The organism is Ligilactobacillus agilis DSM 20509 (genome assembly GCF_001436215.1).
GTDB classification, from domain to species: domain Bacteria; phylum Bacillota; class Bacilli; order Lactobacillales; family Lactobacillaceae; genus Ligilactobacillus; species Ligilactobacillus agilis.
In genome coordinates this window covers 1,192-16,406 of the sequence record NZ_AYYP01000022.1, presented here as the reverse complement: position 1 = coordinate 16,406, position 15,215 = coordinate 1,192, and the positions used below count along the sequence as shown (strand labels likewise).

Sequence of the window (15,215 nt, the reverse complement as noted above, 5' to 3'; positions counted from 1 at the left end):
CTTAAGGGTGTAGCCCACCCCGTTTATTTTTACAGTAAAGCAAGTAAGTTTCTCACAGCATTTTCGTCTCGCTCCATAACTGCCCCGCACTCATAACAAACATACTCGTTATGTTTCGTCCCATGTTTCTTGTTGCCGTCAAGTCCGACTCTATCTGCGCCGAACTTAACATGACCACACTGAGAACAGCGCTGGGTACTTGGATAGTAACGGTCCGCTAAGATTAACTCCTTGCCATACCATTCACACTTATATTTTAAAACCTGCTTGAAATAGCCAAACATTGACCGATGTAAGCCTTTGGATGCGATGTGACTCATCTGCATCTGCTTAACTGCTAAATCTTCGATGGCAATGCGGTCATAATTATTGACTAGCATGGTGGTAAACTTTTGGACAATATCGTGTTGGATATTAGCGACTTTGCGATAATCACGTTGTAACTTGGCTCTCGTCTTAACGTAATTATTAGCTTGGGTCGCTTTCTTTCCATTTGCCACTCGTTTCCTAGCTAAGAGGCGTTGGTAATGCTTAATGCGTTTGTACAAAGCCTTTAAGTTGTTAGGCAAAGTCTTGACTTGACCTTCGGTATAGTCAAAGTGACCAACGTTAACGTCAACGGCTGTCTTTTGTCCAGTCTTAGTTTTCTTCGTCACCTTAACTTCAAAGGGTAAGCTCGCCCAGTACTTACCGTTTTCACAGTAAATCGAGACAACTTTTAAATCACCATTTAGGTCGTCAGCGCCCTTAAAACTAATATCAGCCCAGGTTTTAACCCCCTGTGGCTTATCCAACCGTAACTTACCATTAACAATCTGAGCCCGGTCCGTCTTAAAACCCTGACGAGCCGTCTTTTTAGACTTAAACTTTGGCTTGCCCCAATCCAATAATGACTTCTTAAAGAAGTTTTGCCAAGCTTTACCTAGGTCAGAAATGGCTAGCTGTAAACAGCGAGCAGACAGTTGGTACTGCCAATCTTCCTTGTTGGCGACTAACTCATCGCGAACCTTACGTGCGCTTGGACGTAACTTCTTGTCGCCTAAAATTAAGGAAACATCATACATATCATTCCATAAAGCTAAGCCTTGATTCCAACAATAACGCCTATAATCGCATAAATCGTCAAGAACTTGTTTCATGGTTTCATTAGGATACAGTCTAACTTTTTGTACACGTAGCATTAAGCTCACCTCCTATTACAGAGATGATAACACTTTCTTAGGTAACGTTCAAAACATAAGTTCTATAATCTATCAATCCTACATTTTTTATTTTCTGATTGACTATAATTCTATTGTTTTCTACAATATTTTATATTTTTGGTAACAGTTAAACTCCTCCGCTTGAGTAATCAAGACTAAGCACTTCTAGCCTTCTTAACAAAGTAGAACCACCTGTTATACTAATCCATTATAGCGTAGGTCACAGTACAATACAAAAGCAGCTAACCATAAATTTAGCTTTCTTTTCTAAGGTCTGCTTCCCCCAGAAAAATTGACATTTTAGTAATACTAACGGTATAGTAGTACTTAACAAAAGCTATTGTAAAGGATGACTGGCAGTGAAAGAAAAAAAGAAAAAGACTACCCTTCAAAAGATTACCATGGTAGTTGTTTGGATTATGTTAATTTTTACGCTTCTCTCGGTAATTTTAGCAGCCGTTGGTGGCGTAATGGGTTATTAATTCAATTCTGATTAAACAAATTAAAATCCCCGTTAATCATTGAGTTCAATGGTTAACGGGGATTTTGACTTACTTACTGCAAATACTTAGCAAAGAAAGCTCCTACTCTTTGTTGATATTCATGCGGATAATTGTAATAAGTCATCGCATGCCCTGTCTTTTTGCTAATCCATAGCTTCTTTGGTCCAGCTTGGGCTGCATAGTTTTGCTTAACCATCTTTGTAGCCACAAAGTGGTCACTATCCCCATGAATTAAGTATAAAGGTAAAGTATTTTTACGTAACGCGGCCGTAGCTTTAGCCTGCCTGAAATCAAAACCAACCCTAATTTTGGCAATCATACTAGCCAACATGATAAATGGTTCTTTAGGCAGATTAAACTGCGCCTTTAATTGGTTGGTTAACTCGGCTTCAACACTGGAATAACCACAGTCCTCGACGATTGCCTTTACTTGGGAAGGTAGCTTTTGGCCACTGACCATCATCACTGTGGCTCCACCCATTGAAACACCAAAAAGCCCTATTTGTGAATTTTGGCCTTGATATTTAATGACTTTTTTTATCCAGTTAACATAATCTAAGCGGTCTAACCAACCAAACGTAAGGTACTTCCCTTGGCTTTTCCCGCTCCCACGGTCATCAGGAGCTAAGACATTGTAGCCTAAGTTATGGAATAACCTTATATACGAAGCCATGCTAGTATGATTTTCGTGATAACCATGTGCAACAATAATCGTCTTATTAGTAGCTTTAGCGGCTGGAACGTACGTGGCTACCAAGCGTAATGAAGAATCGGCTGCTCGTTGCTGCCATTGTTCTTGCTTAACATTTTTTAGCCAAACCTGGTCTGCCTTTAAAACAGCTGCCTTCTTATGATTGCTTGGACCAGGTACTCCCCGTGTAAAAGCATATGACACTAAGTAGTTACTTCCGACTAAAATTCCTCCTACTAAGAGAATCATTAGCCCCACTAATCCATATTTTAACCAACGTTTCTTAATCATCTCTTCTTCTCACTCTCTTATTACTATAAAATCGGCGCTAATAACCGGGAAAATTGTTGCTTAAAGCGTAGCCAGACCGATTGTTGTCTAAAGTGGGCTTCATCTAAGCGACTACACTTGGCTAAATCTTGTTCAAAACTCGCCTGTAATTTTTGAACCAAGGCGCGATCATAACAAAAGGCATTGGTTTCAAAATTCAATTTAAAGCTCCGAAAATCGACGTTAGCTGACCCAACAGAGGCCAGTTCATCGTCAACTATAAAGGTTTTAGCATGTAAAAAACCATCCTCATACTGATATATCTCCACGCCTTTTTCTAACAAGGCTTTAGCAAAATACTGGGTGGCTCGGTAGACAAACGGATGATCCGGTTTAGAGGGAATCATAATTCTAACCTTAACTCCTGACAGGGCAGCCACACTTAAGGCCTCGTAAATTGAGTCATCCGGTATCAAATACGGCGTTTGAATGTCAATCGTCTTATTGGCACTACTAATTAACTTCAAATAACCTAATTTTATAGCTTCATTTTCATTATCCGGTCCCGAGGAAACTATCTGAATACTGGTGGTTCCTCTTACCGGACTAAGTGGAAAGTAGCTGTCTGCATAAGTCAGTTTGGTGCGCTTCTTATCCCCCTTAATTGTGGCATTCCAATCCATGAAGAAGCGGGACTGCAATGCAATTACTGCGTTACCAACTATTCTTAGATGAGTATCACGCCAGTTACCAAAATATTTAGATTTTCCTAGATACTGGTCGCCTACGTTAAAACCACCTATATAGCCAATCTCACCATCAATTATGACTAACTTACGGTGAGCCCGATAGTTAAAGCGGGGACTGTGAATTGGTGACCGCCTATGGCCAAAGAAGGGTTCGGCCTGGCCGCCAACCTTTTCAAGGTCCTTAAAAAAGCCGTGTCGCTGGCCCCGCGACCCTAAACTATCATAGATAACTTTAACCTTAACCCCTCTTTTAGCCACCGTTATCAAGGCTTGCTTTAATTTAGTCCCAATTTCATCGGAAAAAATTGCATAATACTCCACGTGGACATGTTTTTTAGCTGCTAAGATATCAGCTAACAATGTGGCAAACTTTTCCTGTCCATCCGTGTATAAGGTTACTTGGTTATGCTTAGTTAAAACCGCTTCGTCGGTTTCCAAAAAAAGCTTGGTAACCTGCCTTGACTCAACCGTTAAAATTTCTTTAGGCATTAGCTCTTGTTCTTGCCATTGTTCTTTTTGAAGAGACACTAACTGGGCCAAGCCTGTCCGTTCCTGGGTTTTTAAATCAAAAATCTTCTCTTGCGAAATTTTCTTACCCGCAAACAAGTAAAAGATAAACCCTACCACCGGAATTAAAGTTAAAACTAATAACCAAGCCCAGGTAGCAGCTATATCTCTTTTCTCGCGAAAAACCGTGATGATTGCAATAATATCATTCACGATAAAAACGACTAAGACGACTAGGTTAATAATTGCCATGTCGCTGCCCCCTACTTTAAATTACTTCTTATTAATTTAATTTTAACATCTTTAAAAGAAATTTGATTATTTTCCCCAAACCATTTCTGATTTAATTTATTCAAACTACCGTCTTGAGCCATCTGTGCTAAGGTTAGGTTAATCTTTTGGCGCAAAATTTTATCCCCTTTGCGCATGCCGATTGCAAAGTCTTCATTAGGAAAACCGACCTTTAGCGTGCGATAACTAGCTGAGTCCTTTAGGTGCGCAATGTAATAATTAGCATAAACACTATCTATCACTAGACCTTGAATCCTGTTGGCATTTAAATCTAAAAAGGCATTCGTAAAGGTATCATACTGAATGGCTTGCTTAGGGTATTGCTTTAGCATGCTTGGATATTCATTATAAGCGGTATAACCAGATGAACCACTCTGAAGTCCAATCAGCTTATTTTTCATATCCGCTGGCCGTAAAATTTGATTTTTTTTCTTACTTACTAAAATTTGTTCATTTTTTAGGTAAGTGTGACTGAAAGCAACCGTTTTTTCACGAGCTTTGGTTTTCGTATAACCATTCCAAATTAAATCAATCGTTCCATTTCGTAGTTCGGTCTCCTTCATTGACCAATCAATCGTTTGAAAACTAACCTTTAAGCCAAGACGCTTAAAAACTTCCCTAGCCAAATCGATATCATAACCAGCTAATTGACCATTTTTTTGCCGAAACCCCATCGGTACGAAGCTATCATCTAGCCCTACGACTACCGTTCCACGCTTTTCTATCTTATTCCAAGTATCGGTTTGATTAGCCCGTTTACTAACATTTTCACACCCGGCCAAACTACTGGTTAATATTATCAGTAATGCTAATATCTTCCATACGTACTTCATTTTTTTCAAATGTCTTCCCCCCATTTAAAATTTTAAGGGCTTAACCTTCAAGATTTGATCCGCAATTTCATCGGCAAAATCCCAGTCGTGAGTAACAATAATTTGGGTCATCCCGCTCTTTTTCAGATCTAAAATAATTTGCTTAACTGCCTGTGATAAGTTGGGATCCAAGGCGGAGGTTGGTTCATCATAACATAAGATTTTTGGTTGCATTGCTAAAGCTCTGGCGATTGCAACCCGTTGCTTTTGCCCCCCAGATAATTGGTAGGGATAAAGTTCTGCTTTGTCACTTAAAGATAATTTTGCCAGCAGTTGCCTTGCTTCTGTCTGGGCACTAGCTTCGTCTTTTTTCAAAACCATTTTAGGCGCTAACGTAATGTTTTCTAAAACAGTTAGGTGCGGGAATAAATTGTATTCTTGGAATACGACCCCAATCACCGCCTCACTCGTTGACGAACTTGGGTCAAATGGTTGCTTATCAATTAGTAACTGGCCGGAATCAATGGTTTCTAAACCACTAATACACCGAAGTAAGGTGGTCTTTCCCCCTCCGGATTCACCAACAATACAGAGGATTTCTCCATCCGCAACCTGTAGATTCAACCCGTCAATAATTTTTCTTTTACCAAAGCTCTTAGTAATATTTTGTAACTCTAACATAAAATCCCCCCTTATTTCCAATAACTGTAGTGGTTTTCTAACTTACCCAAAATAAAGGTTAAAATTGCCGTCATCATCAAATAAATTATTCCAACCATAATTAACGGCACCAGGGTTACATCTCGAGCGGTCGCAATATTTCCGGCTCTCAATAAATCACCCAAACCGATTACGTAAACTAAACTAGAATCCTTAACTAGGTTAATAATTTCATTTCCAATTGAAGGAAGAACAATTTTTACCACTTGTGGTGCAATGATTTTTCTAATTGTTTGCCAATAAGTTAAGCGTAATACCCGGGCACTTTCATATTGCCCCTTATCAATCGACTGTAAGCCCCCCCTAAAAATTTCGGCGAAATAAGCAGTATAATTCAAAATAAAGGCTACTAAAGCTGCTTCGTAACGGGGTAAAATCAACCAACTTGCTAAAATTGGTAAACCATAGAAAACAAAAATTAACTGTAATAATAAGGGAGTCCCCCTCATTAGCCAAACGTAAAAACGTAATATTCCCTTTACCACTTTAAAACGTGACATTAAGCCTAAAGCAACCACTAGTCCCAATGGAACTGAACCAACTAAGGTCCAGCAAAAAACTTCTAATGTTAATTTAGCTCCTGCCATTAAAGACGGCAGTATTTCCACAATATAGTCCATCTTATTTCCTCCCTCTTTAAACAGAAAAAGCCCTCTGAGCGAATTGCTCAGAGGGCGTATCTACGCGGTCCCACCTCAATGACGTTAACTTCTCACAAAGTTAACCTTAGCGAGTTTTAAACTCAGCTGTTAACGGGGGCTCCCGACTAAACCTACTAAACTATGCGTTCAATCTAGTAACTCGCAGATGTGGTTCGGCCAACCTTTTCTTTTCTCTTTTCAGCTCCTGAGAAATCTCTGCTAAAAAAGAATTGGCCTACTCTTCTGTTCACTGTCTTTAATATAATTAAAAATCTATCATCATTGCTAATTGTTGTCAAGCAATTTCCTTAGGCCCGTTTAAACCAACGGGTAATTTTACTAAAAAAGCCCTCTTGTTGTGCCTCTTCCATCGTCAACAATGGTACCGTTTCTCCTTCAAGACGGCGGGCAATATTTTTAAAACATTGGGAAACGATATTGCTATCAGCAAGCACAATTGGTTCGCCCTTATTGGTTGAACTAATCACGGCATCATCATCAAATACAATTCCCAATAATTTAATTCCCAAATGATGGGTAATCTCATCCACATCCATCATTTGACCATTGTTAACCATATGCTTTCTAATTCTCGAAATAACTAACATCGGTGGCTGTTCTAAGTCATATTTTTCCAATAAACCTATCACCCTATCTGCATCCCTAACCGCAGGTATTTCCGGCGTAGAAACTACAATTGCCTCATCAGCCCCCACAACTGCATTCATAAATCCTTGTTCTATACCAGCTGGACAATCTAACAAGACATAATCAAATTCTGGCTTTAACTCATTTACCAACTGTTTAACTTCTTCTGGTTCTAAGGCATCTTTATCTGTATTTTGTGCAGCCGCTAATAAGAACAAAGTATTATCAAAACGCTTGTCCTTTATTAAGGCCTGGTGAAGTTTGGCCCTTCCTTCAACTACGTCAACAATATTATATATTATCCGGTTGTCCAAACCTAAGACCACGTCTAAATTTCTTAGCCCAATGTCTAAATCCACCAGGCAAACCTTTTTGCCTTGCAGAGCTAACGCAGTTCCTAGATTAGCAGTCGTGGTTGTCTTACCAACCCCACCTTTACCGGACGTAATTACAATTGCTTTTCCCATCTTAGAAACCCCCTATTTTTACAAATATTTTAGGTCTAAGTGCCTTTAATTCACTTATATCTGTATAGGTCAGTGTATGGAGATCGTTTACATATACTAAACATTTACTAGTCGGGACTGTCTTTTCTTCTACTATGTCGACTAAATCACCAATTCTTACTTGCTGAGCTTGGCAAATTTCACCCGCAATAATTGCTCGCGAGTTATTATCATAGCCAGCATGGACAATACCTTCGATTTTGCCGAGGCTATAAATACTACCGCTAGTTTGCAAAACCCCACCTTGGTGCACGGCCCCAACAAATAAAACATCACCAGTTAATTCTAAGACCTGACCATTTCTTACGGTTGCAGCGTTAATATGAATATTGTGGTTCTCCATAAAATCCCATGCCTCTTGCTTATCAATTACGCTAGCTGTAATTTTATGAATGGCAAAATAAGGGTAGTCGCCAAAAACCTTTTCTAGTTCTTTTTTCTGCCAGGTATTAAGTAGGCGTGCTCCAGTGTTTACTTTAAAGGTGATTGTTGTTTGCTTTGAGCCTTCATCTTGCTTTAGACCATCCAATAACTGCCTTAATTCTGAAGTAATCAAAGTAAAGTCCGCATCATCTTTTAAAATGATCTCGTAACCATCCTTATGTCCCTTTAATATAACTGTCTGCATACCTACACCCCTTTAAGCAAATTTTGTAAATAGCCAGTGCAAAGGCATAAACAAGATAACGTAGCAAGCTAAATTATAAATTAAAGTCGGACCTAGATTTTGTCCGATAAAGTCTGCTATCGACACACTAGTAAATCCTATTAATACATTGGCCCAATAAAATAGTATGGTTAAAACCGTAATATCAATTAGATATATTAATAATACCACAATAAATGATGGGGTGAAGTATTTCATGATCTCACGCGTTAGATAGACAACTAGCGGCAACATTACGGTAAATAGTCCTAAGATTCCCGTATAGTAGCTATCAAATAGCAACCCAGCAACGGTTGCCCAAACAAAAATATGCCTAGCGTCACTGTAACAAACAGCCATTACCAACCATAACAAAACCAGTCTGCTCTCCATGAAGGTTGTCTGGGTAAATAAATAGTTAGCCCAGTGTCCACTTAATGCCCCATCTAAAAATAGTGCTAAAAATAATCCAATCGGAAAAAGGTATCTCATTTTTGTACTCGCCACTATGCTTCACCCTCTAGTCAGTTCTCTTGGCAACAGTTACGATATTTAGTTTATTCATATCGGCGGCCGGTTGAATGTAAATCTTAGTGTTGGAGCTGTCCCCACTTGTAGAGACCTTAACCACCTTACCCACATAAATTCCTTGTGGGGTGGTTCCCCCCATACCGGAAGTAACGACCTTAGTATTTTTCTTAACCTTAGCATTATTAGTTATCTGTCCCATTACTAAGAATTTACCAGAAGTACCTGTAATTAATCCGTTGACCGTTTCACCTTTATCATTAGTAAGTTGAACAGCAAAGCGGTTCGCGGCATCATTTTTGGTGGTTACGAGCTCTACCTTACTATTAGTAGCATTCACCTCGGTAACCCGCCCAACTAAGCCTTGATCAGAAAGCACTGCAGAATTCTTAACGATTCCCGCATTAGTTCCTTTACTGATAATAATTTGATTTTGCCAAGCAGATGGTGTTCTAGCTAATACATAAGCAGTAACCTTAGTATAATCAGTTAGACTTTTGTTTAAGTGTAGTTGTTGCTTTAATTGCTTATTTTCTGATTTTAGTGTTTGATTTTCAATCTTAGTAGCTGCTAAGCTATCAATCTTTTTTTTCAGTAATTCATTTTCTTCATAGGTATTATGTAAGTCAGAGATAGCCGTCCCTACGTTACTAATAGCAGTTAGTGGTAAATCCACGACTCGATTGACTAAACTTGCAGACTCATTGCCTATTTTTTGAATAAAGGATGGTGTGTTGCGATTATTGCGAACAGAAATTGAAAATGCAATCAAAAGAAAACTAATAATTAACGTAATTAAGATAATAACTAGTTTCTTGTTGAAAAAAGCCTTCTGCATAAAGCTGCCTCCCAAATTAGTAATAACTAAAAATTAAGAGGCTGGACGATTAAACTCCAACCTCTTAACCTCTATGACCTTTAACCGTCAGTATTATTTTTTCTTCATAACGTCGATGCTCTTAAGTGATTCACCAGTTCCGATTGCAACACAATCCAATGGTTCTGAAGCAACAAAAACAGGTACCTTAGTAGCTTCTGCAATTACTTCTGGTAAGTGACGTAATTGTGCTCCACCACCGGTTAAGACAATCCCGTGGTCAATCACATCGGCTGCAATTTCAGGAGATGTTTCTTCAAGTGTTTCTTTAATCGCGGTAATAATTTCTTCGACTACTTCTTGGATAGCAGTCGCCACATCTTCTGCCTTGATTTCGATAGTCTTTGGTAAACCAGTTACTAAGTCACGCCCACGAATCGTTTGACTATCTAATTCCTTAGCAAATTCTACGGAGGCAGAAGCAACATCCATCTTCAATTGTTCAGCTGTCCGTTCACCAATTAACAAGTTATAGTTCTTACGTACGTAGTAAATAATTGACTCATCAATCTTGTCACCAGCCATCCGGATTGAACGACTAGACACAATGCCACCTAGGGAAATGGTTGCAACATCGGTTGTACCACCACCGATATCAACCACCATACTCCCAGTTGGATCCATAACTGGAAGCCCTGCCCCAATTGCTGCAGCAAATGGTTCTTCAATAACATAAGCGTCCCGGGCACCCGCAACCCTAGTTGCATCAATTACGGCCCGCTTTTCAACTTCAGTTACACCACTTGGAACACAGACCATCACGTAAGGCTTACCTGCTCTGCGACCACATGCCTTTTCAATGTAGTATTTCATCATTGCGACCGTAGTATCGTAATCAGCGATAACTCCGTCTTTCATTGGGCGAATTGCGACAATACTTCCTGGTGTCCGCCCAATCATATCGCGTGCTTCTGAACCAACAGATACAATTTCACCAGTTTTAGTATTTTTAGCTACTACAGATGGTTCACGTAAAACAATTCCCTTACCTTCTGCGTAGACAATTGTATTAGCTGTCCCAAGATCAATTCCAATATTTTTTGTTCCGATTCCGAACACGTTAATTTCATCCCTTCACATGCCATTATGGCCTTTAAATTCACAATATAGTAAAATTATACCATACTTTACTAGATATCGTTCAGACTATTTTACTATAGTCCTTAGCATACAAGATTTGAAGTTACTTGTTGCTGTTTATGGTTAATCTTAATGATTACTTTAAATCTTATTTAATCAATCAATTCAACCATCACGGCTTGCGGACCCTTTTTCCCTTCCATAATCAAAAACTTGACTTTTTGTCCGGGACTTAAGGTCTTAAAGTCGCCTTGCTTTAAGGCTGTATAGTACATAAAAACCTTGTCACGACTATCATCTGGTTTAATAAAACCGTAGCCCTTTTCTGTTTCGAATGTATCAATTACTCCAGTTAACATTAACTTGCACCTCTGAATACTAAATCAATTCAAAGTTTATCATACTTGCTCAACAAAAAACAGCTTTTTAGTTAATAATTCCTTCTTCACGCATACTTAGATAATTATCATTGCCGACAATAATATGGTCAAGTAACTCAATGCCCATAATCTCTCCCGCTTGCTGTAACCTCTTAGTCATTGCTAAATCATTTTGCGACGGCTGCAAGTTACCACTCGGGTGATTATGGGCCACCATAAAGCGGGCGGCACTGTAGCGAAGCGCAAAATTAAAAATCTCGCGTGGATGAACTAGCGAGGAATTGAGCGTTCCTTTAAAAATGGTCTTCATATCTAAGAGCTGATTTTTATTATCTAAGACCAATAGCACCAGGCACTCTTGTTTATTAGCTCCCAAGCGTTCTATTAAAAATTCTCCTACCTCCTTACTCGAATATATCTGTCCTAAATTCAAATGACGTTGCGACCGGTACCGCCGTGCAAATTCGCATAGACTTGCAAAAACGGCGGCTTTATCAGCGTCTGCTAAAAATTTTTGCCAATCGGTCAGCGTAAAATATTCCAGGTAGCCTAAACTTTCATACTCTTTAAAAAACTTATCCACTAACTGTTTGCTTTTATTTTGCGAATAATGTTGTTCAAATAAAAAGGTTAACAACTCCCTGTCCGTTAAAGCTGCGCTTGAAAATTTAGCCACTTTGGCCTGTAAATAGTTTTTAGGGTAAACATTAATTAATGACATAAAAAAACCTCCTCACTTTTAAAATACGCAAAGGGGAGGTAAATCAATTCTTTATTAAAGATTTTTAATTTTAGCTAAGTCAGCAACAATTGCCACCGTATTTTGCCGGGCATAGTCATTAGGGGCAATACAATCCGGAACCATTGCCACTGGTAGCTGCGCATTGTTAGCAGCCTTAATGCCGTTTAGCGAATCTTCTAAGACAAGACACTTTTCCTTAGGGGGACAGCCTGCCTTTTCCCATGCTGCCAAGAAGATATCTGGAGCTGGTTTGGCCTTAGCAACGTCGTCTGCACTAATAATCCCATCGAAGGTTCCACTTAGGCCTGTATTTTCAAGGAAAAAGTTAATCTCGCTTATAAAGTTACTTGAAGCCAAGTAGATTTTAGTCTGTTTTGCTTTAAGATAACTAACCAATTCATGGAAACCAGGCTTAATTTTTAATTCACCCTGCTTAACCAACGGGTGAACCAAGGCTTTGCTGCGTTCCATAAATCGGGCAACTACTTTTTCGTCACCATAATCCCTAATCATCCCGGCAACCATCGCATCGTCACCAGCACCTATATACTGTTGATAATAGTCAAACGTATAGTTAGCCAACCCTAACTCCTTAGCCGCAATCTGATTAGCTTCAAAGTAAACTGTCTCAGAATCAAATACTAATCCATCCATGTCAAATAAAACTAAGTCTAAGTCCATCTACTTACCCCTCTTCTATAAAATAATTTCTAACGTCCGAAATAAAATATAACGAACCAGTAATTAGCAACATATCGTCACCATTTAGCTCTTTTATGATTTTTAGAAAGGCCGCTTGCCAATTTTCCTCGGTCCTTAAATCGGGAAAATGAGCCTGATAATGTTTTAAACTGGTTACCTCTCGCGGACCTGCAAAGGTTGTTAACGTTAGCTCAACGTTAGGCAAAGAGGCGAGATTAGCAATCATTTTATCAGCCTGCTTATCTGCTAAGACAGCCATCAAAATTTTCACCTGCATATCAGCAAAGCGCGTTTGTAACAATTTTTTCAACTCTAGACTAGCAGCCTCATTATGCGCGCCATCAATGACAATTAATGGCTCCGAAGTTAGTTTTTCAAACCTACCTGGCCAAGTAGTTCGACCTAAAGCAGCTTTTACCTCCCTACCAGTTGGTACAAATCCTTCCTTATGCGCTAGAATTAAAAATGCCGTTAGGGCACAAGCGGCGTTATCGATTTGATAACTACCTAACATCTGTAACTGCAAACGATATGTCTTACCTTCAAAGCGGTAGGTAAATGCTTCTCCCCAACCATGGTAGTTATCGTTAGTAACTTGGTAATTACTTTGCGGCTCATACAGTGGGGCCTGCAATTTTTGCGCACGCTGTTTCACCACGTCTAAGGCCTCTTTAGGTAACCTACCCACCACAACCGGCGTTTGCTTCTTAATAATTCCTGCTTTATGGAAGGCAATCTTAGTCACCGTATCTCCCAACCACCGCGCATGGTCTAGTGCAACCGTCGTAATAACAGACACCAACGGGGTTATGATATTAGTTGAATCATTTAAGCCACCTAATCCCACCTCAATTACAGCGTAATCAACCTTTACCCTGCTAAAATAGGTAAACATGATGGCAGTGATTATTTCAAATTCAGTTGGTCCCAAGTCCTCCGCGTCCAGCTCCTTTACCACTGGATAAACTTCATTTACCAACGCGACCAAGTCATTGTCAGCAATCATCTGCCCATTTACAGAAATCCGTTCATTAAATCTGGTAATAAAAGGAGAAGTGTATGTTCCCACTTTAAATCCCTGACTCATTAATAAATCTCGCAAATAAGCTGTCGTCGAACCCTTACCATTTGTCCCTGTTACGTGAATCATTTTTAACTGCAGCTGAGGATTACCTAACTTTTCAACCAAGTACCTCATCCTATCTAGTGTGGGACTCTTTTTAAACTGCGTCCGTCCGTGAATAAATGCAAGTGCTTCTTCATAAGTAGTTATAGCCATTGTTACCTTCCTAATCCTGTTTAGAAAGTTGTTTCTAAACTCTATTCACTAAAAATTATATCATTCAACTAGCTAAATTTCATTAATCCCACCTTGAAACTCAGCTAGCAATTTTACCTATACTTTACTTCCTTAATGAGGAATACTGATATCGTACCATTAAGTCTGTGTTTCAAAACTCATATTTTCTTTATGTAAATAACCTCGGTTTTACCGTTACGTCTAGGAATAGCATAGCCAAACTTTTGATGAACCCACAAGCCATCTTCATCGCCAGCCATAATTGGATCTAGCAAGTTCTTTTGCCATTCATAACATGATAACCCGGTGCGCTCGTAAAACTTAACGGCCTCATCACTTAACGTTTTTTGATATGGAGCAATTACCGATTGAGTAGGAGTTTGATTGCCAACCTTTTGCTTGTGATTAGACATATCCTTGCTCCTTTCAATCTTTAAAGTTAATAACTGCACCACCTCCTTAAATTAGAGTATAAAAATAGCACCCAACCACTTAAATGGTTGAATGCTATTTAGCATGTTTTTCATTATTTTTTACATGTCTCCAACGATTTTGTTTTATATATTCATCTAGTTTTTTTCTGCGTTCTTTCTGCAACCGTAGCTCCTCTTCTGTATAAGGGCCGTGCCATGATTCTGCATCTATTCGTTCTTGATAGTATTTTTCCGCTAACTCCCTGCTTAACACTCTACTCACCTCCAAATTAACTATATCAATTCATCCCTATAAATATCACGATGTTACTTGTTAACTACTTCAATTTCTTTTTCTAAATACTCAATGAACCTTTTCCTGTCGGCTGGTGTGAGCTCCGGTGGAACAAGTTCTTTTTCTAACTCGACAAAATAGATATAGCCATCTGTTTTGTCGAAATCATAGTCAGACCATTTAGAATTTAAAGCTGCAATTTTTTCATATTGTTCATGAGTATACTCGTCTACAATTTTCAAAACTGAAAATTCATAATAAACAGATTCTATTCTATATTTTTTAGTTTTGTTTATTTCTTCCATTCCAACATACCTCGCAATTGGACAACTTTCTGGACAACTTTTTCACGATTTCTAACTGTTTTTAACTGTAACTACAAAAAAAGCCCGATTCCTCGGACTTTACTGTTTCTAACAGTTTATAAAAATACCGGCGATCGGGGTCGAACCGATACGTCCCAAGGGACACTAGATTTTGAGTCTAGCGCGTCTGCCAATTCCGCCACGCCGGCATAAGATATGATGTTAACGCCTAAAAAGGCGGTAACCGGATTTGAACCGGTGATAAAGGTTTTGCAGACCTCTGCCTTACCACTTGGCTATACCGCCATTTATTAAGGAACAAATCCTTTACTGGGGTAGCTGGATTCGAACCAGCGCATGACGGTACCAAAAACCGTTGCCTTACCGCTTGGCTATACCCCAATCAC

General features: G+C 39.1%; 18 protein-coding genes, 3 tRNA genes, 1 pseudogene and 1 other annotated feature. Of the genes and pseudogenes, 1 reads left to right on the top strand and 21 read right to left on the bottom strand.

Annotation, left to right across the window (positions count from 1 at the left end; genetic code table 11):
- Nucleotides 1-29 precede the first annotated feature (29 nt).
- Nucleotides 30-1,181, bottom strand: a complete 1,152-nt coding sequence (locus tag FC14_RS03355) for an RNA-guided endonuclease InsQ/TnpB family protein (RefSeq protein ID WP_056976476.1) — start codon at nucleotides 1,179-1,181, stop codon at nucleotides 30-32.
- A 380-nt stretch (nucleotides 1,182-1,561) separates the two neighbouring features.
- On the opposite strand from FC14_RS03355, the gene FC14_RS10350 reads away from it, so the two are divergent.
- On the top strand, nucleotides 1,562-1,684 hold the full coding sequence (locus tag FC14_RS10350) for a DUF4044 domain-containing protein (RefSeq protein WP_101812405.1): 123 nt from the start codon (nucleotides 1,562-1,564) through the stop codon (nucleotides 1,682-1,684).
- 73 nt (nucleotides 1,685-1,757) lie between these two features.
- Here FC14_RS10350 and FC14_RS03350 read toward each other — a convergent pair whose 3' ends face one another.
- The 20 genes and pseudogenes from FC14_RS03350 to FC14_RS03255 form a co-directional block, all read right to left on the bottom strand.
- A complete protein-coding gene (locus FC14_RS03350; protein WP_056976475.1) occupies nucleotides 1,758-2,687 on the bottom strand; it encodes an alpha/beta hydrolase in 930 nt (309 codons plus the stop codon).
- Nucleotides 2,688-2,710: 23 nt separating this feature from the next.
- Nucleotides 2,711-4,174 (bottom strand): cardiolipin synthase, encoded by a 1,464-nt coding sequence (gene cls / locus FC14_RS03345; RefSeq protein WP_056976474.1) that lies wholly within the window; start codon nucleotides 4,172-4,174, stop codon nucleotides 2,711-2,713.
- Between the two features lie 11 nt (nucleotides 4,175-4,185).
- Complete coding sequence (locus tag FC14_RS03340) at nucleotides 4,186-5,046, bottom strand: amino acid ABC transporter substrate-binding protein (RefSeq protein ID WP_156655728.1); 861 nt, start codon at nucleotides 5,044-5,046, stop codon at nucleotides 4,186-4,188.
- Nucleotides 5,047-5,070: 24 nt separating this feature from the next.
- Nucleotides 5,071-5,706, bottom strand: coding sequence for an amino acid ABC transporter ATP-binding protein (locus tag FC14_RS03335; protein WP_056976472.1), 636 nt, complete (start codon nucleotides 5,704-5,706; stop codon nucleotides 5,071-5,073).
- An 11-nt stretch (nucleotides 5,707-5,717) separates the two neighbouring features.
- Entirely contained in the window at nucleotides 5,718-6,365 is a 648-nt protein-coding gene (locus FC14_RS03330; RefSeq protein WP_056976471.1) for an amino acid ABC transporter permease, read from the bottom strand.
- Between the two features lie 47 nt (nucleotides 6,366-6,412).
- Nucleotides 6,413-6,646 (bottom strand) — a binding site (T-box leader).
- A 48-nt stretch (nucleotides 6,647-6,694) separates the two neighbouring features.
- On the bottom strand, nucleotides 6,695-7,501 hold the full coding sequence (gene minD / locus FC14_RS03325) for a septum site-determining protein MinD (RefSeq protein ID WP_056976470.1): 807 nt from the start codon (nucleotides 7,499-7,501) through the stop codon (nucleotides 6,695-6,697).
- A gap of 1 nt (nucleotide 7,502) precedes the next feature.
- Nucleotides 7,503-8,168 (bottom strand): septum site-determining protein MinC, encoded by a 666-nt coding sequence (locus FC14_RS03320; protein ID WP_056976469.1) that lies wholly within the window; start codon nucleotides 8,166-8,168, stop codon nucleotides 7,503-7,505.
- A 12-nt stretch (nucleotides 8,169-8,180) separates the two neighbouring features.
- A complete protein-coding gene (gene mreD, locus FC14_RS03315; RefSeq protein WP_056976468.1) occupies nucleotides 8,181-8,693 on the bottom strand; it encodes a rod shape-determining protein MreD in 513 nt (170 codons plus the stop codon).
- Between the two features lie 13 nt (nucleotides 8,694-8,706).
- Nucleotides 8,707-9,552 (bottom strand): rod shape-determining protein MreC, encoded by an 846-nt coding sequence (mreC, locus tag FC14_RS03310; protein WP_056976467.1) that lies wholly within the window; start codon nucleotides 9,550-9,552, stop codon nucleotides 8,707-8,709.
- Between the two features lie 93 nt (nucleotides 9,553-9,645).
- The gene (locus tag FC14_RS03305) at nucleotides 9,646-10,650 is read right to left on the bottom strand and encodes a rod shape-determining protein (protein WP_050612514.1); all 1,005 of its coding nucleotides are present in this window, start codon (nucleotides 10,648-10,650) and stop codon (nucleotides 9,646-9,648) included.
- A 173-nt stretch (nucleotides 10,651-10,823) separates the two neighbouring features.
- Nucleotides 10,824-11,030, bottom strand: coding sequence for a cold-shock protein (locus FC14_RS03300; protein WP_056976466.1), 207 nt, complete (start codon nucleotides 11,028-11,030; stop codon nucleotides 10,824-10,826).
- A 67-nt stretch (nucleotides 11,031-11,097) separates the two neighbouring features.
- Nucleotides 11,098-11,772 (bottom strand): RadC family protein, encoded by a 675-nt coding sequence (gene radC / locus FC14_RS03295; protein WP_082618675.1) that lies wholly within the window; start codon nucleotides 11,770-11,772, stop codon nucleotides 11,098-11,100.
- A gap of 54 nt (nucleotides 11,773-11,826) precedes the next feature.
- A complete protein-coding gene (locus FC14_RS03290) occupies nucleotides 11,827-12,474 on the bottom strand; it encodes an HAD family hydrolase (protein WP_056976465.1) in 648 nt (215 codons plus the stop codon).
- Nucleotides 12,475-12,478: 4 nt separating this feature from the next.
- Nucleotides 12,479-13,774, bottom strand: coding sequence for a bifunctional folylpolyglutamate synthase/dihydrofolate synthase (locus tag FC14_RS03285; protein WP_056976464.1), 1,296 nt, complete (start codon nucleotides 13,772-13,774; stop codon nucleotides 12,479-12,481).
- Between the two features lie 182 nt (nucleotides 13,775-13,956).
- Nucleotides 13,957-14,208 (bottom strand): annotated as a pseudogene (locus FC14_RS03280) (terminase); the annotation flags it as partial.
- A gap of 94 nt (nucleotides 14,209-14,302) precedes the next feature.
- The gene (locus FC14_RS03275) at nucleotides 14,303-14,482 is read right to left on the bottom strand and encodes a hypothetical protein (protein WP_050612519.1); all 180 of its coding nucleotides are present in this window, start codon (nucleotides 14,480-14,482) and stop codon (nucleotides 14,303-14,305) included.
- A gap of 53 nt (nucleotides 14,483-14,535) precedes the next feature.
- Complete coding sequence (locus FC14_RS03270) at nucleotides 14,536-14,808, bottom strand: hypothetical protein (protein WP_056976462.1); 273 nt, start codon at nucleotides 14,806-14,808, stop codon at nucleotides 14,536-14,538.
- Nucleotides 14,809-14,933: 125 nt separating this feature from the next.
- Nucleotides 14,934-15,017, bottom strand: a tRNA-Leu gene (locus FC14_RS03265).
- Between the two features lie 26 nt (nucleotides 15,018-15,043).
- Nucleotides 15,044-15,114: transfer RNA gene (locus FC14_RS03260), tRNA-Cys, on the bottom strand.
- 24 nt (nucleotides 15,115-15,138) lie between these two features.
- Nucleotides 15,139-15,210, bottom strand: a tRNA-Gln gene (locus FC14_RS03255).
- Between the last annotated feature and the right edge of the window lie 5 nt (nucleotides 15,211-15,215).

Coding starts and splice junctions, on each gene's coding strand:
- FC14_RS03355 (WP_056976476.1), bottom strand. CDS start 1,181: ATGCTACGTGTACAAAAAGTTAGACTGTATCCTAATGAAACCATGAAA.
- FC14_RS03350 (WP_056976475.1), bottom strand. CDS start 2,687: ATGATTAAGAAACGTTGGTTAAAATATGGATTAGTGGGGCTAATGATT.
- cls (WP_056976474.1), bottom strand. CDS start 4,174: ATGGCAATTATTAACCTAGTCGTCTTAGTCGTTTTTATCGTGAATGAT.
- FC14_RS03340 (WP_156655728.1), bottom strand. CDS start 5,046: ATGAAGTACGTATGGAAGATATTAGCATTACTGATAATATTAACCAGT.
- FC14_RS03335 (WP_056976472.1), bottom strand. CDS start 5,706: ATGTTAGAGTTACAAAATATTACTAAGAGCTTTGGTAAAAGAAAAATT.
- FC14_RS03330 (WP_056976471.1), bottom strand. CDS start 6,365: ATGGACTATATTGTGGAAATACTGCCGTCTTTAATGGCAGGAGCTAAA.
- minD (WP_056976470.1), bottom strand. CDS start 7,501: ATGGGAAAAGCAATTGTAATTACGTCCGGTAAAGGTGGGGTTGGTAAG.
- FC14_RS03320 (WP_056976469.1), bottom strand. CDS start 8,168: ATGCAGACAGTTATATTAAAGGGACATAAGGATGGTTACGAGATCATT.
- mreC (WP_056976467.1), bottom strand. CDS start 9,552: ATGCAGAAGGCTTTTTTCAACAAGAAACTAGTTATTATCTTAATTACG.
- FC14_RS03300 (WP_056976466.1), bottom strand. CDS start 11,030: ATGTTAACTGGAGTAATTGATACATTCGAAACAGAAAAGGGCTACGGT.
- radC (WP_082618675.1), bottom strand. CDS start 11,772: ATGTCATTAATTAATGTTTACCCTAAAAACTATTTACAGGCCAAAGTG.
- FC14_RS03290 (WP_056976465.1), bottom strand. CDS start 12,474: ATGGACTTAGACTTAGTTTTATTTGACATGGATGGATTAGTATTTGAT.
- FC14_RS03285 (WP_056976464.1), bottom strand. CDS start 13,774: ATGGCTATAACTACTTATGAAGAAGCACTTGCATTTATTCACGGACGG.
- FC14_RS03270 (WP_056976462.1), bottom strand. CDS start 14,808: ATGGAAGAAATAAACAAAACTAAAAAATATAGAATAGAATCTGTTTAT.